At 60.0% G+C, this 23,798-nt stretch carries 23 protein-coding genes and 1 pseudogene; 20 read left to right on the top strand and 4 right to left on the bottom strand.

From position 1 onward, the window contains the following. Window positions 1–27: 27 nt before the first annotated feature. Window positions 28–786 (top strand): SDR family NAD(P)-dependent oxidoreductase, encoded by a 759-nt coding sequence (locus LUB09_RS01460; protein ID WP_209982335.1) that lies wholly within the window; start codon window positions 28–30, stop codon window positions 784–786. 130 nt (window positions 787–916) lie between these two features. Here LUB09_RS01460 and LUB09_RS01455 read toward each other — a convergent pair whose 3' ends face one another. After that, window positions 917–1,822 (bottom strand): LysR family transcriptional regulator, encoded by a 906-nt coding sequence (locus tag LUB09_RS01455; protein WP_231421371.1) that lies wholly within the window; start codon window positions 1,820–1,822, stop codon window positions 917–919. Window positions 1,823–1,918: 96 nt separating this feature from the next. On the opposite strand from LUB09_RS01455, the gene LUB09_RS01450 reads away from it, so the two are divergent. The 4 genes from LUB09_RS01450 (at window position 1,919) to LUB09_RS01435 (ending at window position 7,121) form a co-directional block, all read left to right on the top strand. Beyond that, window positions 1,919–2,704 (top strand): SDR family NAD(P)-dependent oxidoreductase, encoded by a 786-nt coding sequence (locus LUB09_RS01450; RefSeq protein WP_231421370.1) that lies wholly within the window; start codon window positions 1,919–1,921, stop codon window positions 2,702–2,704. 86 nt (window positions 2,705–2,790) lie between these two features. Further along, complete coding sequence (locus tag LUB09_RS01445) at window positions 2,791–4,185, top strand: aspartate aminotransferase family protein (RefSeq protein WP_231421369.1); 1,395 nt, start codon at window positions 2,791–2,793, stop codon at window positions 4,183–4,185. Window positions 4,186–4,253: 68 nt separating this feature from the next. Continuing rightward, window positions 4,254–5,621: a glutamine synthetase family protein gene (locus LUB09_RS01440; RefSeq protein ID WP_209982326.1), complete on the top strand. Its 1,368-nt coding sequence runs from the start codon at window positions 4,254–4,256 to the stop codon at window positions 5,619–5,621. 72 nt (window positions 5,622–5,693) lie between these two features. Further along, a complete protein-coding gene (locus LUB09_RS01435; RefSeq protein WP_231421368.1) occupies window positions 5,694–7,121 on the top strand; it encodes an aldehyde dehydrogenase family protein in 1,428 nt (475 codons plus the stop codon). On the opposite strand, the gene LUB09_RS01430 is transcribed toward LUB09_RS01435, so the two are convergent. Further along, entirely contained in the window at window positions 7,093–8,082 is a 990-nt protein-coding gene (locus tag LUB09_RS01430; RefSeq protein WP_231421367.1) for a DMT family transporter, read from the bottom strand. The two genes, LUB09_RS01435 and LUB09_RS01430, sit on opposite strands and share 29 nt — an antisense overlap. 92 nt (window positions 8,083–8,174) lie before the next feature. Here LUB09_RS01430 and LUB09_RS01425 point away from each other — a divergent pair, with 92 nt between their 5' ends. The 4 genes from LUB09_RS01425 to LUB09_RS01410 all read left to right on the top strand — a co-directional run bounded on the left by LUB09_RS01425 (window position 8,175) and on the right by LUB09_RS01410 (window position 11,821). Continuing rightward, window positions 8,175–9,077, top strand: coding sequence for a LysR substrate-binding domain-containing protein (locus LUB09_RS01425; protein ID WP_231421366.1), 903 nt, complete (start codon window positions 8,175–8,177; stop codon window positions 9,075–9,077). Window positions 9,078–9,155: 78 nt separating this feature from the next. Then, entirely contained in the window at window positions 9,156–9,884 is a 729-nt protein-coding gene (locus tag LUB09_RS01420; protein WP_231421365.1) for a helix-turn-helix transcriptional regulator, read from the top strand. Window positions 9,885–9,963: 79 nt separating this feature from the next. After that, window positions 9,964–10,908 (top strand): DMT family transporter, encoded by a 945-nt coding sequence (locus LUB09_RS01415; protein ID WP_231421364.1) that lies wholly within the window; start codon window positions 9,964–9,966, stop codon window positions 10,906–10,908. A 28-nt stretch (window positions 10,909–10,936) separates the two neighbouring features. Continuing rightward, window positions 10,937–11,821 (top strand): alpha/beta fold hydrolase, encoded by an 885-nt coding sequence (locus tag LUB09_RS01410; RefSeq protein ID WP_231421363.1) that lies wholly within the window; start codon window positions 10,937–10,939, stop codon window positions 11,819–11,821. A 41-nt stretch (window positions 11,822–11,862) separates the two neighbouring features. Here LUB09_RS01410 and LUB09_RS01405 read toward each other — a convergent pair whose 3' ends face one another. Beyond that, window positions 11,863–12,774 carry a LysR substrate-binding domain-containing protein gene (locus LUB09_RS01405; RefSeq protein WP_231421362.1) on the bottom strand — a complete coding sequence of 304 codons (912 nt, stop codon included), beginning with the start codon at window positions 12,772–12,774 and terminating at the stop codon, window positions 11,863–11,865. Window positions 12,775–12,882: 108 nt separating this feature from the next. Here LUB09_RS01405 and LUB09_RS01400 point away from each other — a divergent pair, with 108 nt between their 5' ends. After that, on the top strand, window positions 12,883–13,962 hold the full coding sequence (locus LUB09_RS01400) for a tartrate dehydrogenase (RefSeq protein WP_231421361.1): 1,080 nt from the start codon (window positions 12,883–12,885) through the stop codon (window positions 13,960–13,962). Window positions 13,963–14,025: 63 nt separating this feature from the next. After that, a pseudogene (locus LUB09_RS01395) lies at window positions 14,026–14,130 on the top strand (NAD(P)-dependent alcohol dehydrogenase); the annotation flags it as partial. 42 nt (window positions 14,131–14,172) lie between these two features. Here the strand turns inward: LUB09_RS01395 and LUB09_RS01390 are convergent. Continuing rightward, window positions 14,173–15,276, bottom strand: coding sequence for an endo-1,4-beta-xylanase (locus LUB09_RS01390; RefSeq protein ID WP_231421360.1), 1,104 nt, complete (start codon window positions 15,274–15,276; stop codon window positions 14,173–14,175). A 501-nt stretch (window positions 15,277–15,777) separates the two neighbouring features. On the opposite strand from LUB09_RS01390, the gene LUB09_RS01385 reads away from it, so the two are divergent. From LUB09_RS01385 to LUB09_RS01345, 9 genes are all read left to right on the top strand, one after another. Then, window positions 15,778–16,782 (top strand): glycoside hydrolase family 68 protein, encoded by a 1,005-nt coding sequence (locus LUB09_RS01385; protein WP_231421359.1) that lies wholly within the window; start codon window positions 15,778–15,780, stop codon window positions 16,780–16,782. A 74-nt stretch (window positions 16,783–16,856) separates the two neighbouring features. Then, window positions 16,857–17,651, top strand: a complete 795-nt coding sequence (locus LUB09_RS01380; RefSeq protein ID WP_442964087.1) for a TonB family protein — start codon at window positions 16,857–16,859, stop codon at window positions 17,649–17,651. Window positions 17,652–17,660: 9 nt separating this feature from the next. Continuing rightward, window positions 17,661–18,350 (top strand): MotA/TolQ/ExbB proton channel family protein, encoded by a 690-nt coding sequence (locus LUB09_RS01375; RefSeq protein ID WP_231421357.1) that lies wholly within the window; start codon window positions 17,661–17,663, stop codon window positions 18,348–18,350. A gap of 1 nt (window position 18,351) precedes the next feature. Beyond that, the gene (locus LUB09_RS01370; protein WP_209982226.1) at window positions 18,352–18,756 is read left to right on the top strand and encodes an ExbD/TolR family protein; all 405 of its coding nucleotides are present in this window, start codon (window positions 18,352–18,354) and stop codon (window positions 18,754–18,756) included. Window positions 18,757–18,821: 65 nt separating this feature from the next. Further along, the gene (locus tag LUB09_RS01365; RefSeq protein WP_231421356.1) at window positions 18,822–20,129 is read left to right on the top strand and encodes an extracellular solute-binding protein; all 1,308 of its coding nucleotides are present in this window, start codon (window positions 18,822–18,824) and stop codon (window positions 20,127–20,129) included. Further along, window positions 20,126–21,022, top strand: a complete 897-nt coding sequence (locus tag LUB09_RS01360) for a carbohydrate ABC transporter permease (RefSeq protein ID WP_057006920.1) — start codon at window positions 20,126–20,128, stop codon at window positions 21,020–21,022. The genes LUB09_RS01365 and LUB09_RS01360 overlap by 4 nt, the downstream gene beginning before the upstream one ends. Further along, a complete protein-coding gene (locus LUB09_RS01355; RefSeq protein ID WP_231421355.1) occupies window positions 21,015–21,908 on the top strand; it encodes an ABC transporter permease subunit in 894 nt (297 codons plus the stop codon). The genes LUB09_RS01360 and LUB09_RS01355 overlap by 8 nt, the downstream gene beginning before the upstream one ends. Beyond that, window positions 21,905–23,026, top strand: coding sequence for an ABC transporter ATP-binding protein (locus LUB09_RS01350; protein ID WP_231421354.1), 1,122 nt, complete (start codon window positions 21,905–21,907; stop codon window positions 23,024–23,026). The genes LUB09_RS01355 and LUB09_RS01350 overlap by 4 nt, the downstream gene beginning before the upstream one ends. Then, a complete protein-coding gene (locus LUB09_RS01345; protein ID WP_231421353.1) occupies window positions 23,023–23,784 on the top strand; it encodes a glycerophosphodiester phosphodiesterase family protein in 762 nt (253 codons plus the stop codon). The genes LUB09_RS01350 and LUB09_RS01345 overlap by 4 nt, the downstream gene beginning before the upstream one ends. Window positions 23,785–23,798: the final 14 nt, after the last annotated feature.

The following is a 23,798-nucleotide window of genomic DNA, read 5'->3' as shown; positions in this document are numbered from 1 at the left end:
TTAAATTCCATCTTGGCAGGAGGTTCCATGGCCCCTCGAAGTGTACTGATCACTGGCGCAGCAGGTGGTGTTGGTCGCGCGCTGGTTGAGCGTTTTTTAAATGAAGACTTCAAGGTTTTCGCGACAGATCTGGATGCGAAAAAGCTCGCAGACTTACAGGTTGAATATCAGGTGTCAGGCATTTTTTGCGGTGATATCCGTCAACCCGCTGTGTGTGCTGCAGCCGTTAATGCAGCCGTTATGGCGATGGGCCGACTGGATGTATTGATCAACGCTGCGGGAGTATGGCGCGAAGGTCCGGTTGAAGCGTTTACCGAAGAGGATTTCGACCTCGTTCTGGACGTAAACCTAAAGGCAACGTTCTTCATGTGTTCAGCCGCTATTCCCCATCTGAAATTATCAGAGGGTTCCATCCTGAATATTTCAAGCGATGCCGGCCGGCAAGGTAATCGAAACGCCGCAGCTTATTGCGCAAGCAAGGGCGGCGTGACCCTGCTGACAAAAACCCTGGCATTGGACCTGGCACCCTTTGGCGTGCGCTGCAACGCTATTTCCCCAGGTGATATCGAAACCCCAATGCTCAAATTTCAAGCCACTCAATATGGGCAGGGAGACCCTCAGGCCTACTATCAGGATCTGTTGGACAAGTACCCCCAAGGTGCCCGCGCCCGATTTATCCAGCCGGAAGAGGTTGCCGAGCTGGCGTTTTTCTTGTCCCAACCCGGTGCGCGATCCATCACTGGCGCGGACATGGCGATTGATTGCGGCGTCTCCGCTGGAAACTGACAGTGGCCCATTGATGCCTATCTTGGACATGAGGTTATGATCATGTCGAAAGGCGGAATGGGTGAGTCGGCGGTGCCTGTTTTTACTGCGAGTGGGCGTCGTCGCAAGCCTCAATGTGCACTTTTACTCATCAAATACGACGAGGCTCCCCCTGGGTAATTTCGCGAATCAGGCTCAGGTAACGAAGCGCGCCCAGCCCCAGGGGCCGGTTTTTTACCCAGATGATATCGACCCATAGCCGCATCTGACTCGGCATGTAGTCAAACACCACCTCCGTCAATGCGCCTGACGTGATGAGAGGGTGTACCAGCGATTTTGGAAGATAGGCCCAACCCAATCCTTGCTGCACCAGGTCCAGCGTGGCCAGGTAATTGTCGCTGTGCCAAATCCGCCGCGACAGCACGACACGTGGGTCAGAGTCTGCAGGCCCTCCTGTGGCGACGATAATCTGCCGAACGTTGACCAGTTGCTCCTCGCTCAAGGGGCTTTTCTTGCCGGCGGCCGCAGGGTGATCTGGAGCAGCAACCGCTACTAACAACTGGCTCCCCGCTTCAAGAAATGTTTCTCGCTCGTCGAGCCCTGGTCGTTCAAATCCAAGTGCCAATTGCACACGCCCTTCATGGAGCATGCGCATGGCCTCCGGATGGGACGCGGAGCGAATCTCGATTTCAAGCGTGGGAAACTCCCTGGCGATAATGGAGAGCGGACGATTCCATACGCCTGTTTGCAACTCCGGCGCCATCGCAAGGACCAAGCGCTCTTCCAACCCCTGATGAAGCTGCAGCGCATGGGCGTCCAGAAGGTTCAGTTGGCTGGCGACCTGTCGTGCCTGGGGCTCGAGTGCCTTGGCGGCTGGCGTAGGAATGGCTTTGCGGGTTGATCGGTCAAAAAGCAACAAATCCAGCTCGGCTTCAAGCTGCGACACCGCCATGTTGATGGCCGAGGGGACCCGGCCTAATTTTCGCGCCGCCGCCGAAAAGGATCCGCTGTCGATGACCGAGAGGAAAATTTTAAGTGACTCACTGGTAAACGCCATGGGGGTTGTCAGATTTTCTGATGATGATTGTCTTTATGTATCAGATTTATTCGCCTAGTTTCTACTCTCTTTCAAATTAAAGACCTGGGGCACGCCATGTTGGATACGCAATTGAGAGGGCATGTTGCACTCGTCAGTGGTGCCGGGAGTGAATCCGGGATCGGCATGGCCATTGCTCGCAGGCTGGGTGCATCCGGGGCGAAGTTGATCATCACTGCCAGCAGCAAGCGCATTGCGGATCGGGTTAAAGAGCTGCGCCTTGAAGGGTTTGAAGTTGAAGGCCGGCCAGCCGACCTCACTGACGAACGTCAGGTGCGCGAATTCAGCCTCTGGGCAGAGTCCGTTTGGGGACGGGTCGATATTCTGGTGAACAATGCCGGCATGGCCATGCAAGGAAGCCCCGAGGTGTTCTCGGAATTGGCAACGATGGAACTGCAGGAATGGAATCTTTCACTGGGCAGAAACCTGACCACGGCCTTTCTTCTGACGCGAGCCGTTCTGGCCGGTATGAGGGCGCGAAATTACGGGCGCATTGTGAATATCAGCTCCATCACAGGCACCCGCTGCAGCAATCCGGGCGAGGCGGCTTATAGCGCCGCCAAGGCCGCGATGGTGGGCATGAGCATGGGGCTTGCACTTGAAGTCGCCAGGCAAGGGATCACCGTCAACAGCGTTGCGCCTGGCTGGATCACGACGGGGTCAACCTCACCCGTTGAAGCCGAGGCGGGGCGCTTCACCCCGATGGGCCGGGCAGGCAGTCCTCGCGAAGTAGCTGCGGCGGTTGCATTTCTGGCGTCGCCTGAATCCAGTTACATCACCGGTGAAGTCATTGTAGTGGATGGCGGCAACTGCCTGATCGAGAACAAGGCTCCGCGAGCCTGAGGTCAGGAAAGAGGACAGTTGAGTGTTCCTGTCCGAGCGGCAACGACGTTTAACCGATTTTTGTCATCAACGCAGGGTGTTTAATCATGTCGAAAAGTGGAATCAATGAATCAGCGATTGCTGTTTTTACCGCCTCCGAGCGTGAGCGTTTCATAGAAAGCAACCCAACGTCGATGGCGCTGGCCAAGCGTGCCAGGGCGAATCTGTTCAACGGTGTGCCCATGCACTGGATGAGCGACTGGTCGATGCCTTCGCCGCTCTTCGTGCAGCGCGCCAAAGGCGCACGCTTCACCGACGTTGACGATCATGAATACATCGACTTTTGCCTGGGCGACACCGGCACGATGTTCGGCCATTCACCTGATCCTGTTGCCCGTGCCATCGCCGAGCAGGCGAACAATGGCTTGACCACCATGCTGCCCGGCGAGGACGCGGTGGTTTGCGGCGAGTTGCTGGCTCAGCGATTCGATTTGCCTTACTGGCAGGTGACGGCCAATGCGACTGACGCCAACCGTTATGTGCTGCGCTGGGCGCGCGCGATTACCAAACGCAACGTCTTGCTGGTGTTCGACGGCTGCTACCACGGCACCGTGGATGACGTGATGGTGCGCTACCGCGACGGCAAGACAGTGCCCCGTCCAGGGCTTGTGGGCCAGGCCTATGACTTGAGCCAATACAGCCGATCCATCCCGTTCAACGATGTCGCCGCACTGGAGGCTGCGTTAGCCCAGGGCGATGTGTGCGCGCTGATGTGCGAGCCGGCGATGACGAACATCGGCATGGTTCTGCCTGATCCTGGGTTCATGCAAAAGTGCCGCGAGTTGACCCGCCAATATGGCAGCCTGCTGGTCATTGATGAGACCCACACGATTTCCACCGGCCTGGGTGGATGCACACGCCAATGGGCGCTGGAACCCGACTTTTTCGTGGTGGGTAAACCCATCGCCGGGGGCGTGCCTTGCGCGGTGTTTGGCATGACCGAGGAAGTTGCCCTGGCCATGCGCGAGGTGCAGGCGAGCGCAGAGGGCGGCGATCATGGACACAGCGGTATGGGAACAACGCTGTCCGCCAACTCGCTGGCGATGCGTTGCATGCGCGCCAGCCTTGAAGAGGTCATGACGGAGTCTGCCTACCAGCACATGCTGTCTGTCGCCTCAAGATTGGCGCAGGGATTTCGCGCGTTGTTCAAGCGCCATCAACTGAACTGGTCTGTCACCGAGCTGGGCGCCCGTTGTGAGTTTCAATTCTGTGCCACCTCGCCCAGGACCGGTGCGCAAGCCGAGGCGGCTTTTCATGACAGCCTTCAAATGGCGCTGCACCTCTACTTGATCAATCGCGGCATCCTGATCACGCCTTTTCACAACATGACCCTGTGCTGCCCGCAAACCAGTGAGGCGGATATCGACAGGCTGCTCGGCGAGTTGGAAAACGCGCTGACCACGCTGCTTGCCCTGCCGGGAGCCCGGGTCGCCTCCGCTTAAGTGGACGGTGACGCCCCGTTTTTTTCAAATACTGCCAGGGCGCTTGAATGAGCGCCAAGAGGTTCGACATGCAATTTGCTGATAGAAAAGAGGCCGAGGATTATCTCGCCGCACACCCTGAAGTGCTGAGCATCGAGTTGTTCCTTATCGATGCGAATGGCGTGCCACGGGGCAAACTGTTGCATCGTAATGAGCTGCTGGCGATCTACGACACTGGGCGGCCGCTGCCAAGTTCCATTCTTGCCCTGACCGTGCAGGGTGAGGACGTGGACGACACTGGCCTGGTCTGGGATGTCGCTGACGCTGATTGCTGGAGCTACCCCTTGCCGGGAAGCTTGACCGTGCAACCCTGGCGCACCCATCCCACCGGTCAAGTGCAGGTCAGCATGCACCCGACCCAAGGTATTCCCGCCGCACCGGCGGACCCGCGTCATGTGCTGGTGAACACCATCGAGCGGCTCAAAGCCGATGGCTTCCATCCGGTCATGGCCGTGGAGTTGGAGTTCTACCTGCTGGACCAACAGCGCGACGTCAATGGGCGACCGCAGCCGGCGCAGCAAACCAATGGCGTACGTCCGGTCGCGCCGCAGGTGTATGGCGTATACGAACTTGAACAGGTTCAACCGTTTCTTGATGACCTCTACGCAGCCTGTGCGCTGCAGGGTTTACCGGTGCGCACGGCGATCTCCGAGTATGCGCCGGGCCAGCTCGAGTTGACGCTGGAGCATCGTTTCGACGCACTCCAGGCCATTGATGAAGGCGTACGTTACAAACGCCTGGTCAAGGGTGTGGCCAACAAACACGGGCTGCAAGCGTGTTTCATGGCCAAGCCGTTCAGCGATCAGGCCGGCAGCGGTCTGCACCTGCACGTCAGCCTGGCCGACGAGCAGGGCAACAACCTGTATGCGAGCGAAGACCCCCAGGGCACACCGCTGTTGCGTCACTCCATTGGCGGGATGATGGCAACCTTGTTCGACGCGCTGGCGATATTTTGCCCTCATGCCAACTCCTATCGCCGATTCCAGACCGGCAGTTACGCGCCGCTGGCCAAAAGCTGGGGCGTCAACAATCGTACGGTGTCATTTCGCGTGCCCGGCGGCCCCGCGATCAGTCGGCACATCGAACACCGCATTTGCGGTGCCGATGCCAACCCCTATCTCGCCGCTGCCGCGTTACTGGCGGGCATTCACCACGGCATCACGCATCAGAGCGATCCTGGCGCGGCGATTGTGGGCAACGGCTATGAGCAGGCGACCGATTTTTTACCCACCGACTGGCTGACTGCGTTGCAGGCATTGCAGGGTTCAACCTGGGCACGCGAGGCGCTGGGTGCCGAATTCCTGAAGGTGTTCCTGGCGATCAAGTGGCGTGAGTTCCGCACCTTCAATGCCGAGGTCGGCGAGCAGGACTGGCGCTGGTACCTTACTCACGCATGAGAATTGGCCCGTCAGCGTGTCCTGAAACGGAGCGCTGAGGGCACCTGTTTCCGAGTTATCCAGAGATAAACCATGAACAATGCGCTCAAGTTCTACATCGATGGCCAGTGGGTCGATACCCAGTCGGGCAACACGCTGGAGGTGATCGACCCCTCCACCGAGCAAGCTTTCATCAGCATCGCGGTGGGCAACGCGGCGGACGTGGACAGCGCGGTCAACGCTGCTGCCAGGGCCTTTCCCGCGTTCTCTGTAACCCCCGTCAGCGAACGTCTGGCACTGCTCAAGGAAATTCTGCGGGTCTACAACCTGCGCTACGAAGACCTGGCCAAGGCCGTCAGCCAGGAGATGGGCGCGCCGCTGCATTTCGCCCGTGACTCGCAAGTCTGGAGTGGCCGCGCGCACCTGGAATCGACCATCAGTGCCCTGGAGACCTTCCCGTTCAGCGAAGTGCATGGCATCACTCAGGTGATGCGTGAAGCCATCGGCGTGTGCGCCCTGATCACGCCGTGGAACTGGCCGCTGAACCAGATCATCTGCAAGGTCGCGCCCGCCATTGCCGCCGGTTGCACCGTGGTGCTCAAACCCAGCGAAATCGCGCCGCTGACCGGTATCATCTTCGCCGAGATCATGCATGAAGCGGGTGTGCCTGCCGGGGTCTTCAACCTGCTTAACGGCACCGGTGCGGACGTGGGCCATTACCTGACCAGCCACCCGAAAGTCGATATGGTCTCGTTCACCGGTTCCACCCGCGCCGGCATTCTGGTCGCCAAGGCGGCGGCCGATACGGTTAAACGCGTGGCTCAGGAGTTGGGCGGTAAATCGGCCAATATCCTGCTGGAAGACGCGGACTTTGACGTGGCGGTGGCCAAGGGGGTACAGCGCTGCTTTGCTAACTCCGGGCAATCCTGCAATGCGCCAACACGCATGCTGGTACCGCGAGCGCAGCTTGCCCGTGTTCTGGAAATTGCCAAGGCAACCGCCGAGCAGTTGGTGACCGGCAGCCCGCTGGATGCCGGCACGAATCTCGGTCCGGTGATCAGCGACGCACAGTTCGCCAAGATTCAGAGCCTGATCGCCATCGGCATCGAGGAGGGCGCCACCCTGGTGAGCGGTGGCCTGGGCCGTCCTGAAGGCCTGGACAAGGGCTACTACGTGCGACCCACCGTGTTCGGCGACGTGACGGCGCAGATGACCATTGCCCGCGAAGAAATCTTCGGCCCCGTGCTGTCGATCATTGCCTATGACAGCGAAGCGCAGGCCATCGAAATGGCCAACGATACCGTTTACGGCCTGGCGGCCTACATACAGTCCGGTAATATCGAGCGTGCCCGCGCCGTGGCCAAACAGATGCGTGCCGGCTCGGTGTACCTGAACTACCCAAGCTGGGACACGTTCGCGCCGTTTGGTGGCTACAAACAATCCGGCAATGGCCGCGAGTACGCGGGGTGGGGCATTCACGACTTCCTGGAAATCAAGGGCGTGGTCGGTTGGCGCGAGTGACCACTGAAGAGGTAATGGTTTCATTCGCGCCGAGAATGCTGTGAACCGCTATTGCTGCCCCTATGACCACGGCAATAAGCCCTGTCGCCTCTATGGGTGTTGGGAACCTCCCAATAAAGAGCAAGCCGAGGACAGCGGCGAACAAAGATTCCAGCGAAATCAACTGACCGGAAAGCACCATTGGCAGCCGTTTTGTCGCCGCGTTCCAAGCCCAGGCACCGATCACCGAAGACATAACCGCAATGACCAGAGCCCAGGCATAAAGATGTCCCGCCGAGGTGATATTGAAACCCATACTCGGGAGTTTAAAGAGCCCCAGCATGTGTACAACGGGTATCAGGAACACGGTGCCCATGCCAGCACCCGCCATCATCAAGCTGGTCCAGATGCCCGTTGCAGCATGGGGGATTTTTCCAATGGCGCTCTGATTCAGCAGACTGAAGGCTAGCCACAGGGTCACTGCCAGGACAGAAAAAAATAATCCCGTCAGCCAGGACGCCCTGCCTGCCTGCGCCAGATTCATGCTGCCGATATTTGCAAGGAAGAGCCCAACCACCATGAACGTCAGGGGTAACGCAAGGCGGTGCCACTGCACCGTTTTCTCTTTTGCATTGCCGAGCAGGGCGAGTAGAACAGGCACGAATCCGACACACGCCGCCGTCAGTACGGGGCCACCGAAGATCACGCCCGCTGCAATACAGCTGCTGTACCCTAGATACCCCATTGCGCCCAGCGCTGCGGCGAGCAACTGCTGGGAACGTTGCAAAGACCGCCGCTGAGTACGGCACAGGATCACCCCCAGCGACCCCAAGGCGCCCGCGATCAGAAATCTGATGATCGTAAGGTCGTAAATGCTGTAGGCGCCAGTAACGTAAGGGGCTACGAAGTTAAGAGCCCAGGCCAGCGTCGCAAAAACGGCGAGCAGCGTGCCGGTGATGATAGTGGTGCGAGCGGTGATCATTAGCTGAGGTCCGGCAGATGTTCAGCCCATATTGCGTTTTGTCGCAGTGTGTTAAAAACGAGTTCTCGGGTCTGAATGCATAACGACTGATTATGAATAACCTCAGGAAGACATTGCCTGCGCTGACCAGTTTGCTGCCTTTTGAAGCGGCTGCCCGGCTGGAAAGCTTCTCGAGGGCCGCTGATGAGTTGCACATCACCCAAGCCGCCGTCAGCCGGCAAATCCGCGGTCTTGAAGAAGATCTCGGCGTGAAGCTCTTTGTCCGGCGTAATCGGGCGGTCTTTTTGACGGAGGAGGGGCGGCAGTTGGGAAGCGTGGTGAGCGCGGCACTGGGAAAGATCAGCGACCATGCTGTTACGCTTCGAGAATCACAGCGCAAAAATCGTGTCGTTTTACTCTGCCAGTTATGTGAAGCCTTTTACTGGCTGATGCCACGCCTCTCCACGTTCCAGGATCAACAGGCGGGAATCGAGGTTCAAGTAGTGACCTCAACACGGCCTATTGCCGAATTCAACGACCGCTTCGATGTTGCCTTGCAAAGCACCGGGCGCGCCAGCGGCTTGCATGCTCTGGCGTTTACGGCTGCTGACGAAGTCTTCCCCGTGTGCAGTCCGCGCTACCTTGCCACAGGCACGTTGATTGGCCCTGAAGCGCTTTGTCTGCACCATCTTTTACACTATCGCTCTACGTCCCCGGACTTTATGGTCTGGGAAGAGTGGTTGCAGGTGTTTGGAAAGACGATCGCGAATCATGTGCCTGGTACGGTGTTCGATAGCTACCCGCTGATGCTTCAGGCGGCAGTCGCGGGACATGGCATCGCATTGGGATGGCGTCGAACTGCCGAAAAGCTTATTGAGGAGGGCGCTTTGGTGCGACCTTGTGCAGAATATGTGCCTCTGCCCCATGCCATTTCTGTTTATAAAGAAAATGGCGGGGATGAACGGATTGAAGTGCAAGCGCTACTGGCGTGGCTCCAGGAACAGTTGAGCACCTAGTTGCGAAGCAATAAATGGGTCAGGTAAACGCCGACCGTTGGTGCATGAAAGAACTTTCGATAAGGGCGATAGCGTCAAATGTTTCTGAATCTTGAAGTTCGCAGCTACGAGCGGGAAGCCCCTCACCACCATCACGAGCATGCTCAATTGGTACTGCCGATTCGTGGCCGAATGGAAATCGACGTAGGGGGGCGCGGTGGCTACATCGATCAGTCACTGGCAGCACTTGTGACACCCGGCGCGGTGCACTCGCAGCATACGCACGCCGATAACCGCTTTCTGGTTCTGGACTGCGCGCCGACGACGCTGGAAACGCTGCAGATCGAGCGTCTGGCTCGGAGCATCTATGTGCCTATTCCTGCCGCGACTCGTCGGCTGATGGAGTTCGCCGAGCTGATAGGAAACGCGCAACTGTCCCTCGCTGCCTCACAGCTGGGCCCTTTGCTTCTTTCGTCCCTGGGCGCTGATGCTCCCCGCGTTGCAGACCCCATGAAGCAATTGATCGTCCGTCTTCAGGCCAACCCTGGCGCGAACTGGAGCAACGAAAGCATGGCTCGAGTCGCCAATATGAGCCTGAGCAAACTGCACCAGCGGTTTCGCCAATTGTTCGAGATGACCCCTCAAGCGTGGTTGACTGAATTACGCCTGCAGGAAGCTCAACGCTGGCTGCGCGCAACCTCGTTACCCATAGCCGAGATTGCCTTGCGGGCAGGTTTTTCCGATCAGGCATCACTGACCCGGACCATGCAGCGTATCAGCGCCATAACGCCGGCTGCTTATCGCAAAGCGCAGAAACAGCCTGGGTAAAAGACTGCACAGTTACCGACAATATTTGCCGAATCAGCTGCATCAGACTTCATCCATCAGGCTATGGAGTACGGGTGAAATGTTTGCTGATCGGTCACTGCTCAAGGGCATTGTTTACGGCGTGTGCGCAGGGTTGTGCTGGGGCGTGATTTTCCTTGGCCCCCAGCTGACCCCGGGGCTAAGCGGCCTGGAATTCGCAGTGCTGAGATTTCTTTGTTATGGCGCGGTCTCGGCGGTTTTGCTGATACCGCGCTGGCGGCGCGTATGCGCCCATCTGAGCATGGCTGACTGGAAATCACTGTTCTGGCTCAGCCTGATAGGGAACCTCATCTACTACACGCTGGTGGGCACCGGCGTGCAGCTGGTTGGCATTGCCACAACGTCGCTGATTGTCGGACTCATCCCGGTAATCGTCACCCTGGCAGGTCGTCATGACGCCGACGCCGTTTCCCTGCGCAAGCTCGTCCCTTCGCTGTGCTGCGCGGTGGGTGGCGTCATGCTCATCAGTTGGCATGCACTGATCAATGGCGACAGGCCGGATACGCTGGCAACCATCGCCGGGATTTCATGCGCGGTGGGTGCTCTGGTGACGTGGAGTTGGTATGCCGTAAGCAACGCTCGGCGGCTGGTTCAGGTCGCCAGCGTCTCCTCGCATGACTGGGCACTGCTGACAGGGGTGATGACGGGGGCTCAGTCGCTGCTTTTGGCGGCACCTGTTCTGGGCTTGCAGGCCGCAACCCATGGCAGCGCCCAATGGCTGCATTTTTTGCTGGTGGCAGGAGGCGTAGCCATCTTGTCTTCAGTGGTGGGTGGCGCATGCTGGAACCAGGCGAGCCGACTTCTACCGCTGGCACTCAGCGGACAAGTGCTCGTGATTGAGACATTGGCGGCGCTGGTTTTTGGGTTTCTATGGGAGCAGCGGTTGCCTGACTCCTATGAAACAGCGGCGATTGCACTGCTTGTTACCGGTGTCGTCTGGTGCCTGAACTGTCATCGTAATCCGGGTTATTCTGCGGCTATGTAGTTAGCCTTCACCTTTACGGAGTCGAATCATGTTTGCCGGATTCCAGAAAGCACAACGCCAGGTAAACGGCGTGAACATCAGTTACCGCATTGGCGGCAGTGGCCCCGCGCTGCTGCTGTTGCACGGCCATCCGCAGACCCACGTGATCTGGCACAAGGTGGCTGCGCAGCTGGCGGGCGTTTTTACCGTAGTCGCCGCTGATCTACGCGGCTATGGCGACAGCGACAGGCCGCCAGCCGACGCCGGGCATGCAGGTTATTCCAAGCGTGAAATGGCGCTCGATGCTGTCGAGTTGATGAAGTCGTTGGGCTTTGCGCAGTTCAGGGTGCTGGCCCATGACCGCGGTGCGCGCGTGGCCCATCGCCTGGTCCTCGACCATCCGCACGCGGTGCAGCAGATGGTGCTGCTGGACATTGCGCCAACCCTGTCGATGTACGCGCAAACGAACGAAGCCTTCGCCCGCGCCTACTGGCACTGGTTCTTCCTCATTCGGCCTGCGCCATTGCCGGAGGGGCTTATCGAAGCCGACCCCGAGCTCTATCTGCGCAGTGTGATGGGCTCCCGTAGCGCCGGCCTCAAGCCTTTCACCGACGAGGCGTTTGGCGAGTACCTGCGCTGCCTGCAACGTCCGGGCAGTGCGCGGGGCATTTGTGAGGATTACCGCGCTTCGGCCGGTATCGATCTGGAGCACGACCGCGCCGATATCCTGGCGGGCAATCATCTGACGCTGCCGCTGCTGGTACTCTGGGGCGAGGAGGGCACAGTGGGGCGCTGTTTCGACGCGCTGGAAGAGTGGCGCAAAGTCGCCCTGGATGTTCGCGGCAAGGCGCTACCTTGCGGCCATTACATCGCCGAAGAAGTGCCTGACGTGCTGCTCGAAGCAGTGCTGGGTTTTTTCGCTGCACCTGCTTAGCGCAGTGGCCTGGCCGACCAACACGCCGCACCCGTCATTGTTCACTTGAGGGCGGCGAACGGCAAACGCTCCGCCAGCGCCTGCGCAAGGTAGCGGGCGAAGACCGAGATGCGCTGGGGGATATGCTGCCGATGCTGATACACCGCAAAAATATCAGCCTTCGGCGCCTGGTGATCGGTCAGTACCGCCTGCAGGCGACCACTTTCAAGATATTGCTGAACATTCCAGCGCGACCGCAGAATCAATCCATGGCCGTCCAGCGCCAGACTCAACGCGACCTCGCCATCATTGCTCGACAGCGTCCCGCTGACCTTGTGCGAGTAATCCTGGCCATCCTTGCTGAAGCGCCAGATCGCATAGTCGCTGCCGAACTGGCGCAAAACAATGCAGTTATGCCGCGCCAGATCCGCCACGTGCGTCAGTGCCGGCATCGCTTCTAGATATCCCGCAGACGCGCAGAGAATGCGTGGATTCTCCAGCAGACGGATGCCGATCAACCGTGAGTCCGGCGGCTCGCCCATGCACACGCCGATATCGAATTGATCGTCCAGGATGCTCAGTGGCTGGCTGGTCAGCTCGAGAGAAATCTCGAGTTCCGGGTGCAGCCGGGCGAAGCTCGAGACCACGGGGGCGAGGTGCTGCCGGCCGAAACCCAGCGTGCCATTGATCCGCAACCGGCCGTGCAACGTGGGCTGGCGGCTGCTGAGCGCGCTCTCCAGTTCCTCGAGCTGGCGCAGAATCGGCCGACCTCCCTCCAGGTACAGCACGCCTTCGGGGGTCAGCGACAATCGACGCGTGGTGCGCTGCAGCAACTGCACGCCAAGCCTGGCCTCCAGGTGGCTGAGCCGTTTGCTCACGGCAGGCAGCGACAGCCCCAGATGGCGTGCCACTTCCGTCAGGCTGGCGCGCGTAGCCACCTGCTGAAAGAAACTCAGGTCATCGATCATGCTCATGGATTCTTTCCTGAAAACTAAGAATGGCTTTCCAGCAAGGCTAATTATTAATCCCAGGACACTGCATACACTGAGATCCATGCCCCAATCAACCCAGGAGTCGAATCCATGAGCAAAACCCAGTACAAAATTGCGGTGATCCCCGGCGACGGCATTGGCAAGGAAGTGATGCCCGAAGGCGTGCGTGTGCTTGACGCGGTGGCTGCCCGCTTCAACCTCGAGTTGCAATGGGACTGGTTCGACTTTGCCAGCGCCGATTACTACCTGGCGCACGGCAAGATGATGCCTGACGACTGGTTCGACACCCTCAAGGGCTACGATGCGATCTACTTCGGTGCCGTGGGCTGGCCGGACGTGGTGCCTGACCATATTTCCCTGTGGGATTCGCTGCTGCAGTTCCGGCGTGAATTCGACCAGTACGTCAATCTGCGCCCCTGCCGTCTGATGCCCGGCGTGAAGGCGCCACTGGCGAACCGCAAGCCCGGCGACATCGATTTCTGGGTGGTGCGCGAGAACACCGAAGGCGAGTACTCCAGCGTCGGCGGCAAGATGTTCCCCGGGACCGCTCGCGAAATCGTGCTGCAGGAAACCGTGATGACCCGCGTCGGCGTCGACCGTATCCTCAAGTTCGCCTACGACCTGGCGCAAAGCCGTCCGAAGAAGCACCTGACCTCGGCCACCAAATCCAATGGCATCGCGATCACCATGCCCTACTGGGATGAGCGCGTCGTGGAAATGGGCAAGAAATATCCGGACGTTAACGTCGACAAGTACCACATCGATATTCTTACGGCGAACTTTGTCCTGCACCCGGACTGGTTCGACGTGGTGGTGGCCAGCAACCTGTTCGGCGACATTCTTTCCGACCTGGGCCCGGCCTGCACCGGCACCATCGGCATCGCGCCCTCGGCCAACATCAACCCGGAACGCAACTTCCCGAGCCTGTTCGAACCGGTGCACGGTTCGGCGCCCGACATCGCCGGAAAGGGCATCGCCAACCCGATCGGGCAGATCTGGTGCGGTGCGATGATGCTCGAGCACCTGGGCCATCCCGAAGCCGGCGCCGCCGTGCTGACAGCGATCGAAACCGTGCTTGCGATGGGCCCGGAGCACGCGCCCCTGACCGCCGACATCGGTGGCACCGGCAACACCGAATCGCTGGGCAAGGCCATCGCTGCTGCCGTCTGAAAACGCGAAAAGCCCAGTGCCCACTTGCTGCTGGGCTTTTCGATGGACAACGTGATCCGTTTGAAGGGAGTGGATCTCCTGCTGGATGTGGCAGGCGGTGACGGCATCAATCAATCGATTGCTGCAACAAAGGCAGGTGGACGTATCGCACAGATCGGCAATCTCACTCGCCCGCCGCGTGGGCACGTCCTTCAAAATTGGGGCTGAGGCCTAGCTCGCCCGCCATGCCAGGCTATGCTCGACGACCCAGCTGGCGGGTTTGATCACGCCCTGCGGACCGAACACCAGCGGTCGCTGCGCCAGTGGTCCCATCGAAGGGGTAGCACCGGTGCGGTGCGCGGTATCCCATACACCCCAGGTCAAAACGGCGGATACCGTGCCCGTGCCGAGCACGAGGTCCAAGTATCGCTTGTAGGTGCCGGCCACGATGGCGTCGCGTTGATTCGCGTCGCCCGTCACGTGGCTGTCGTCGACGTCGAGTTCGGTGATGTAGATGCTGAGGCCAAAGTCATGCACTTGCCGCAGGAACGCGGCGAGCCCGGGGCCGAAGCCATGCGGGTCCGCGGCGCGCAAATGGGACTGAATGCCCAGCGCATGCACCGGCACGCCGCGCTGCTTCAGGGTTCGCAGGAGGGCAAGCACGGCGGCGCGCTTGCGCGTGCCAGCGGGGGAGTCGCTTTCCAGTCCGTATTCGTTGTAGCAGAGCGCGGCGTCCGGATCGGCACGGTGCGCGGCTCCGTAGGCCAAGTCGATATAGTCGGGACCGAGCATCCGGTACCAAAAGGCGTCGCGCAGCCCGCCTGCCTGCCCGTCGTCAACTTGAATGGCCTCGTTGACGACATCCCAGGAGGCAATCCTGCCACGGTAGCGGCCGACCACCGCGGCAATGTGTTGCGTCAGTACCTCCTTCGCGTTGGCGGGTGTCACCGTGCGGGTGACCCAGTCGGGCAGGGCGCGGTGCCAGCACAGTGTGTGGCCGCGCATGCGCTGATGGTTCGCCTGCGCAAACGCGAGGATAAGGTCCACGGGGGCGAAGGTGTAGCGGTCCGGGGCGGGATGGACCTGGGCCCATTTCAACGCGTTTTCCGGCACCACGATGCCCGCTTGCCGGGCCACGACGTCCCGATACGACGGGTTGGTATCGAGCAGGGCGGGATCTACCGCGAAGCCGAACGAGAGCCCGTGTTGCGCAGCGACTGCGCGTAAGGGCCGAAAGGTGTCGTCGGCAAGCGCGGGGCGAACACGCAAAAGCGGCGCGAGGACCATGGCCTGCAACGTCGTAGTGAGGAAGCGTCGGCGATTGAATGGCTTCATGCGTGGGCGCTCGGAGCGTGGGAGTCGTGAACTCCATTGGATATGGATAGGTGGAAGTGTACTGAAGGTGCTCTAAAGATCCGTGCGAGATTGTTCCACCATTTCCGCTGGCACGAAAGATCGCGCGTCTTTCAGCCCCCTGCAGGCCGAGCCAGGAGTCGATGTAGCGCGCGTACCGCAACTCCCCCTTGTATACCGGCATAGGCGCATAGCCGCTATTGGCCGATATCTGCATTTCACGATGCCACTGCTCACTACTCTCCCATGACCGTAGCATCGACAGCGCTCATAGCTTTTCACGCGCTGACCACCACTAGGCCTCTGGTTTGTGGCTATGCGTGCTGCAAAGCTCATCTCAACCGTTAAGGAGTCTGCGTATTTGCCAGTGTGGCGCTTGTGATCTCAAGCGGAAGCCGAATGACCAACGCACCGCAACAAAAACGAAACAATACTGCGCCAGAATATAACTCATAAAGAGTAGTAATTTTTTTGGAGTGATTGATGGCGTTATTTTTGGCTGAGCATTGGGTGTGGGACTTCTGGTTCGTCCAGGACGGTGACCACACACATCTGTTCTATTTATCTGCCCCTCGCAGCCTGGACGATCCCAACCTGCGCCACTGGAATGTGCGGATCGGACATGCGCGGTCTGCGGATCTGAGAAACTGGGAGATCCTCCCCGACGCGCTTTGGCCAGCCGCCACGCCCAGTTGGGACGATTACACCACCTGGACGGGCTGCGTGGTTCGCGCTCAAGCGGGGCACTGGATGATGTTCTATACCGGCACCAGCAAGGCCGAAGACGGTTGCGTACAGCGTATCGGCGTCGCTTGTTCCGATGACTTGATCGTGTGGCGCCGCCCCACCAAAACGCCGCTTTTACAGGCCGATCTGCGCTACTACGAGTCACTGGATCTAAACATTTGGTATGAGCAGGCCTTCCGTGATCCGTGGGTATTCCCCGATCCGAAGGGCGATGGCTGGCACATGTTTTTCACCGCGCGTGAGCCACAGGGCGAGCGCAATGCTCGTGGAGTCATCGGGCACGCGCACTCACCGGACCTTCGGCATTGGGAGCAAGGTCCGCCGATCTTCCGCTCCAAACGCTATGGGCACATGGAGGTGCCCCAGCCTATGGAATACCAGGGACGTTGGTATTGCGTGTTTTGCGTTGCGCATACCCACATTGACCCGGTCCACGCCGAACGCCATATGAAAGGCAAGCAGGGCGGCATCCATTACCTGATGGCCGAGCATCCGCTGGGCCCCTGGCACCTGCCGGAAGAGGATTTTCTGCAGGGTGACGCGCATTGCAGCCTGTACGCAGGGAAGCTGCTGGTCGATGGCCGGGGCAGCCTTTGTCTAATGGCTTTTCGTAACCATGATGAAACCGGTTCATTCATCGGCGAAATCACCGATCCGATGCCGCTCACGGTGCTGGATGACGGTCGCCTGCGCCTGTCCGATGGTCGCGAAGACCTGGAGCGGCCGCTACGTCATAATTAATACACATTAAGCGTAGTAATATGTTCTCCGCCTCCAATAACGGCTACGCACGTTGTTCACAGATGGGTATTGCCATGCTTTCGCATTTTTTATCGCGCCGCCCGCCGTTGCTTCGGGGAAGGCCTGCCACGGGTGCAATGTTGTCGCCAGCGGTATTTGCTGCGCTGCCGATACCCGACGCCAACCGCCCCGCCGTCAGATGGCAGGTGTATGTGATTGGGGTGGGGGTGGCCGTAGGCGCTCACATCGCGCTGCTGGTCTGGTTGCAAACCGATCGACCGTCCAAACCACTGGAGGTGCCCACCAAGCCCCTCGCCATTGCGATGCAGATGGTTGCGCCGCCGCCTCCAGCACCCGTGCAGGCGCCTAAGCCAGAGCCGACGCCTGTCCCGCCGCCACCTCCAGTGGAACCACCGCCTGTAGCGAAGCCGCGTCCGACGCCCAAGCCTGTTGCCAAGGCAACGCCCAAACCTGTCGAGCCCAGGCAAGTCGCCGCCCCTGCGCCGTCACGTGATGCGCCCGCAAAAGCTGTCACGCCCAGTGCCACTGCAACGCCCGCGCCCAAACCCACCGCGTCGTTGCCGGTCACCGGCCCGGTGGGGCGAGCGGGCTACCTGAATAACCCGGCACCTGCGTATCCGCCGGCGGCGGCGCGCAGACACCAGGAAGGTACCGCCCAATTACGCGTGCACGTTATGCCCAATGGGCGACCCGACACCGTGGAGATCGCGTCCAGTAGCGGTTCTCCTGCGCTGGACGAGGCGGCATTGGCCGCCGTTCGCCAGTGGACTTTCATTCCCGCTAAACGGGGCGATACCGCCATTGATGGCTGGGTCACCGTGCCGCTTGAGTTCAAACTATCTCGTTGAGGTTTTGCCATGAACGATTATTCAACTCTGATTCACCAGGCATCCATGGGCATTTTGGTGCTGTTCTCGCTGGCCACCTGGGCTGTGCTGATTGCCAAATGGATTCAACTGGTAAAACTGCGCCGCCAGAACCAACGGTACGCCGAACTCTTCTGGTCGACCGCCAGCTTCAAGACCTCCGTGACCGCAGAAGAGCACCAGGGGCAACTGGCGCGTTTGGCCAACGCCACGCACCTGGCGCTCAGCAAAGGCCGCGAAGGGCCTTGCCCGGTCGACGGCTGGAGCCGTCAGGAAGTGCTCGAACGCTCCCTGCAGAAGCAGATTCACGGCGAACGCCATTTGATGGAACACGGAATGATCGTGCTGGCCTCGATTGGCAGCACTGCACCCTTTATCGGCTTGTTCGGCACCGTGTTTGGGATCATCCATGCGCTGCAAGCGATCAGCACCGCCAAGTCAGCCAGCATCGCTGTCGTCGCGGGCCCGATCGGCGACGCGCTCATCGCCACTGGCATCGGTATTGCGGTCGCCGTGCCTGCGGTATTGGCCTACAACTTCCTCGGTCGTCGCTTGAAATTGATGATTGCCGATCTCGAGAGCTTCGCCCTTAACCTCATGAACCGCGCGCAACGTCATGGCTTTGAGCTCGGCGACGGGCACGTCACCGAGACCCAGCGCCAACTGAGCGGAGCAGCCTGAGATGGCCTTCACCACGAGCAATGACGAGAGCACCATCAGCGATATCAACATCACGCCCTTGGTCGATGTGATGCTGGTACTGCTCGTTGTATTCATCGTAACGGCGCCATTGTTGAACAATGCGATCCCGCTGAATCTGCCCCAGACCGTCGCCACGCAGGCGCTGGACGATAGCAAGCCGGTGGCGATCAGTATCGACGCGGCGGGCGGCGTGTTCATCGATGACAAAGCAGAGCCGCTTGATGAGTTGGAGCAAGCGTTGGTTGCCCTCAAAACCAGGGACCCCGAGGTTTCGCTGACGTTACGTGCCGACACCCTGACGGGGTACGGCCGCGTTGCTCAGGTGCTGGCGCTCGTGCAGAAGGCAGAGATCACTCGGCTGTCGGTGATTACGCAAAGTCAGTAAGGCGAAAGCTGCATGAGCCGCACACCTTACTGACGCAACCAGTACTCACTTCAGCGGTATAAACAATGCGTTTCAGATCACTTTTATCGGCGGCCATCGTTTGGGTGGCGGGTGCCGGCCAGGCCTACGCCGCCGATGCTGATGTCGAATTCTGGTATGGCCACTCGGGCGCGGCCGGGGCGGCGATCCAGGACATTTGCGAGCGCTTCAACACCACTCACCGGCAGTCGCTGCCGATGCGTTGCATTGCTCAGGGCTCCTATGAGCAGAACCTGCAAAAGACCGTGGCCGCCTACCGCTCGGGCAAGGCCCCGGCACTGGTTGAAATCTATGATGTCGCCACGCCGGAAATGCTCAATAGCGGAGCAGTTCTGGGCCTGGATGGGTTCCTGCAATCACAGCACAAGGTGTCTGAGGACCCGTTGTTACCCTCCGTCGCCGCCTACTACAGCAATGCCGACGGCAACGTCTGGGCACAGCCATTTGCAACGTCCACTGCAGTGCTCTACAGCCACGCCGATCAGCTCGCGGCAGCCGGGATAACTCAAGCCCCAGAGACTTGGGAAGCCTTTGGCACGGCCTTGGTTGCCCTCAAGGCGCATGGCAGCAAATGCCCCGCAGTGACGGATTTAGGCCCCTGGGTCTGGCTCGAACAAAGCAGCGCGGTCATGGGCGCGCCATTGCTGAGTAAGGACGCAACGCACTGGGCATTCGACCAAGGCCTGCACCTGCGCCTTATGGAAGAGGTCGAGCGGTGGGTGGCTGAAGGCTTGCTGATCGATCAGGCCGCCACCCGAAGCGGCGGTCAGGAGTTGGCGTTCACCGCCGGGGACTGCGCGCTGCTGCTGGGTTCGACCGGCGCGTCCAAGCTGATCTACAGCGTTAATCCCAGTGACGTGAAAGCCAACCTTTTACCGGTGTTCGCCGGTCAGCAACGTGCGGCTTCGCTCCCGGGCGGTGCGGCGTTGTGGGTGTTGCGCGGGCAGAGCGATGCGCAATACCAGACAGTCGCCGAGTTTTTGATGTTTCTGCGTGATGTGTCGATACAAACGTTGTTTAGCGGCGCAACCGGTTATTTGCCCGTGACGCAGGGCGCGGCCACGGCGTACCTGGCGCAATTACCTGCCAACAGTGCGACCGTGGTGGGTCTTAACGCTATGACACAAGGTGACCGAACAACGGCGTTTGAGGTACGTCCGGGGTTTACCACCTTGCTGCGGCTCGCCTGGCAACAGGCGGTATGGAGCGCACTCGCCGGGCAGAAACCCATGGACGTTGCGTTGCACCAGGCGGCGGGGAAGGGTGACTCATTGCTGCGGGTGTTCGAGAACACCTACGGCCCCCGCGAGACGGATAAAGGCGTCAATCCATGAGCCACAACGCGCAGTTCTCCCAGCGCTTCTTGCCCTTGTTCCTCGCATTGCCCCAATTGCTGGCGGTTCTGCTGTTCTTCTATTGGCCGACCGTGCAGGCGTTCTGGTGGTCGTTTCATTACGTGCAGCCGTTTGGCGGCAGCGAAATCTTTGCGGGGCTCGCCAACTACGTCAGGGTCCTTCACGACCCAAGCGTACTCTCATCGCTGGGCACAACCCTGGTCTTCAGCCTGTGCAGCACGCTGCTTGCATTGAGCCTGGCGCTGGCGCTGGCGGCCTGCCTGCAACTGAAAGTTCGCGGGTACAAGATTTTCGGCAATGTGCTGATCTGGCCTTATGCGGTCTCGGGGGCGACCCTTGGAATTATCTTCCAAGTGCTGGCCAATCCGATCTTCGGCCCGCTGGCGTGGATCAATCACCTGGTCCCCGAAGCCTGGGCGCCGTCTGCCAAAGGATGGCAGGCGATGACGCTATTGGTGTTTGCCTACGCCTGGTGCCAGTTGCCCTTCAACATCGTAATGATCGTCGCGAGCCTGCAGTCAGTGCCAGAGGATTGCCTGGCGGCGGCGGCACTCGATGGCGCGACGCCATGGCAGCGGTTGCGTGACATCCAATTGCCGATGGTCGCGCCCTATCTGTTTTTCGTGTTCGTGGTCGGGTTGCTGGACAGCCTGTCCAACAGCTTTGGCCTGGTCGACCGGCTGACGCACGGCGGGCCAGGCAATGCCACTGAAATCCTGGCGTTCAAGATCTATCAGGATGGTTTTGTCGGCATCGATCTGGCCGGTTCGTCGACCCTGTCGGTGCTCATGCTGGTGGTGGTCGTCGTGCTCAGTGTCACTCAGTATCGATACCTGTCTTGGCGCAATCGCCGGAGAGAACACCATGGTTGAACGTCACCCGCTCTCGACGGCGCTGGCCTACGTCCTTCTGCTTCTGGGCGCGCTGTTTGCGCTCGGTCCGTTGTATCTGGCGCTTTGCGCAGCGTCGGTCAGCAACGAACAGATTCTTGCCCACGGAATGCCTTGGCTGCCAGGCAACCAACTGTTCGTCAACGTTGGCGAGGTCCTGCACAAGCTCGATGTGGTCACGTTGATGGGCAACAGCCTGATCGTGACGGGCCTGGTGGTGATCGGCAAATTGGCGCTCTCGGCACTGACCGCATTTGCAGTGGTGTATTTCCGGACGCCGTTCAAATCGCTGATCTTTGTCGCGGTCCTCGGCACACTGCTGTTACCGCTGGAGATCAGGATCATCCCGACCTACGCAGTGGCGGGCGACCTCCTGGGGCCACTGCGCTCGCTGCTCGACCTGCTGGGCATAGGGGCGATCCCTGTGCCGCATATCAACGTGCTGGACACCTATCCCGGGCTCGCTCTGCCACTGATCGCGTCGGCGACAGGCACCTTTTTGTTCCGGCAGTTCTATCAGACGCTGCCGTCCGATCTGGTAGAGGCCGCACGCATGGATGGCGCCAGCCCCTGGCGATTTTTCGTCGACATTCTGCTGCCGCTGTCGAAAACCAATTTCGCCGCATTGGGCACCCTGGTGTTCATTTCGGCGTGGAAGGACTACCTGTGGCCCTTGGTGGCCACCAATCGCACCAACATGCGCACGCTGGTACTGGGGGCCGCCAACTTTGCGCCCGCTGATGCCACTCAACTTCCGCAGTGGTCGCTGCTGATGGCCGCCACTTTGCTCAGTCTGATTCCACCCATTGTGGTCATCGCTGTGATGCAGCGCTGGTTCGTGAAGGGGCTTGTAGGGGTAGGTAAATGACTCGGTCCACATGCGACAACGCAGCGCCAAACATTCGTGTCAGTGGGCTGTCCAGGCGTTACACCAAGCACGGCCCGGCCATCATCGATGCGCTGGACGTGGAATTTCCCGCCGGGGAGTTCAGCGTCATCCTCGGCCCATCGGGGTGCGGCAAGTCAACATTGTTGCGTCTGGTCGCTGGCCTGGACAGCCCCGATGCGGGCAGCATCCATATCGGCGGTGTCGACGTTACACGGCGCCCGCCCAGCGAGCGCCATTGCGCCATGGTCTTTCAAAACTACGCGCTGTATCCGCACATGACCGTCGAAGACAACATCGGCTATGGGCTCAAACTCGCCGGGATCGGCCGGGAAGAGCGCTCAGCGCGGGTCCAGGCGATCGCCAGCACACTGGGGCTGCACGCCTTGCTGGGAAGAAAGCCCGGGCAGTTGTCCGGTGGCCAGCGTCAGCGCGTAGCCATTGGTCGAGCGCTGGTGCGCAAGCCTCCGGTGCTGCTCTTCGATGAGCCGCTGTGCAACCTCGACAGCGGCCTTCGCCAGGAGATGCGCACAGAGTTGCGGCGCATCCATCAGGACACCGGCGCCACCGTGCTCTACGTGACGCATGACCAGACCGAAGCAATGACCCTGGCTGATCGGGTCGTTGTGCTCAATAAGGGCCGTGTCGAACAGATCGACACGCCCCATGCGCTCTACAAACGTCCGCACTCTATCGTTGTTGCGCGTTTTTTTGGCTCGACGCCGATGAACCTTATTGAGGTGATAGGCAGCCCTGAAGGCGTGTTGACCCTGGGCGACGGCCAAGTGCTGCCGTTGAAGGTACAGGCCGCCATGGCGACGTCTGGCCCGTTGTTCCTGGGCATTCGTGCCGAGAACCTGAAAGTCGCCAGCCCCGGCGTGAGTGCCACCGTTCACGCCGTCGAGGAGTTGGGTAGTCATCGTGTCATTCATTGCCGGGTTGCGGGGCAGCCGGTACTGGTCAGTCAATCCGACTCGCAGCCGTGCTCCGTCGGCTCGACCCTCAACCTGTGGTTCCCAGCCGACGAGGCCTTGCTGTTCGATGGGGCCTCTGGGCAACGCATCTCTTCATCCCTAGTTCAGGATAACGTTTCGCTATGAAAGCTAAATCACGCGTCGTTCAAAGCAATTTGATTGCGCATCGTGGCGCGAGTGCCTTCGCACCGGAAAATACGCTGGAGGCCATCGAACTCGCGGCGCGGATGGGCGCGCAGTGGGTCGAGATCGATGTCAAGCTCACCCGTGATGGCGCCCTGCTGGTGATCCATGACGACACCCTGGATCGCACCACCTCCGGGCAGGGCGCGGTGGTCCTCAACACACTCGAACATATTCGATCGCTGGATGCTGGCCGATGGTTCTCCAGCACCTACGCGGGCGTTGCCGTGCCCACCTTTGAAGAAGTGGTCGACACCGTCATTCGTCTGGGACTGGGCCTGCAGGTCGAGCTCAAGCCGACCACCGGTGATGACCTGGAGACCGCCGAAGCGGCCATCCCTTTACTGCGTCAGAAGTGGCCGCGAGACCATCACAAGCTGTTCGTCTCGAGCTTTTCGACCCGTGCGCTCGGCAAGGCGCGAGCGCTGTGGGAAGAGGTTCCGCTGTGCCTGGCCAGCCTGGTCGCACCGGCCGATCCGGCCAAGCTGCTGGCGGAATATGACTGCCAGATTCTGCATGTGGTCGACCCCTTTCTGAATGAATGCCATCTGAGCCGCCTGCGCGACAGCGCGGTCGAGTTTGCAGTGGCGACGGTCAATGACCCACATCGCGCACGCTATCTGTTAAGCCGGGGCGCGCAGTCAGTGATCACCGATTACCCCAACTTGCTCGATATCAACGCCCGTCAGGCGGGTATGTGATGGAGCTGGAGCAT

It is taken from the genome of Pseudomonas sp. Leaf59 (assembly GCF_920984685.1).
GTDB lineage: Bacteria > Pseudomonadota > Gammaproteobacteria > Pseudomonadales > Pseudomonadaceae > Aquipseudomonas.
The sequence above is the reverse complement of the archived record's forward strand: the minus strand, read 5'-3'. Positions and strand labels throughout refer to the sequence as shown.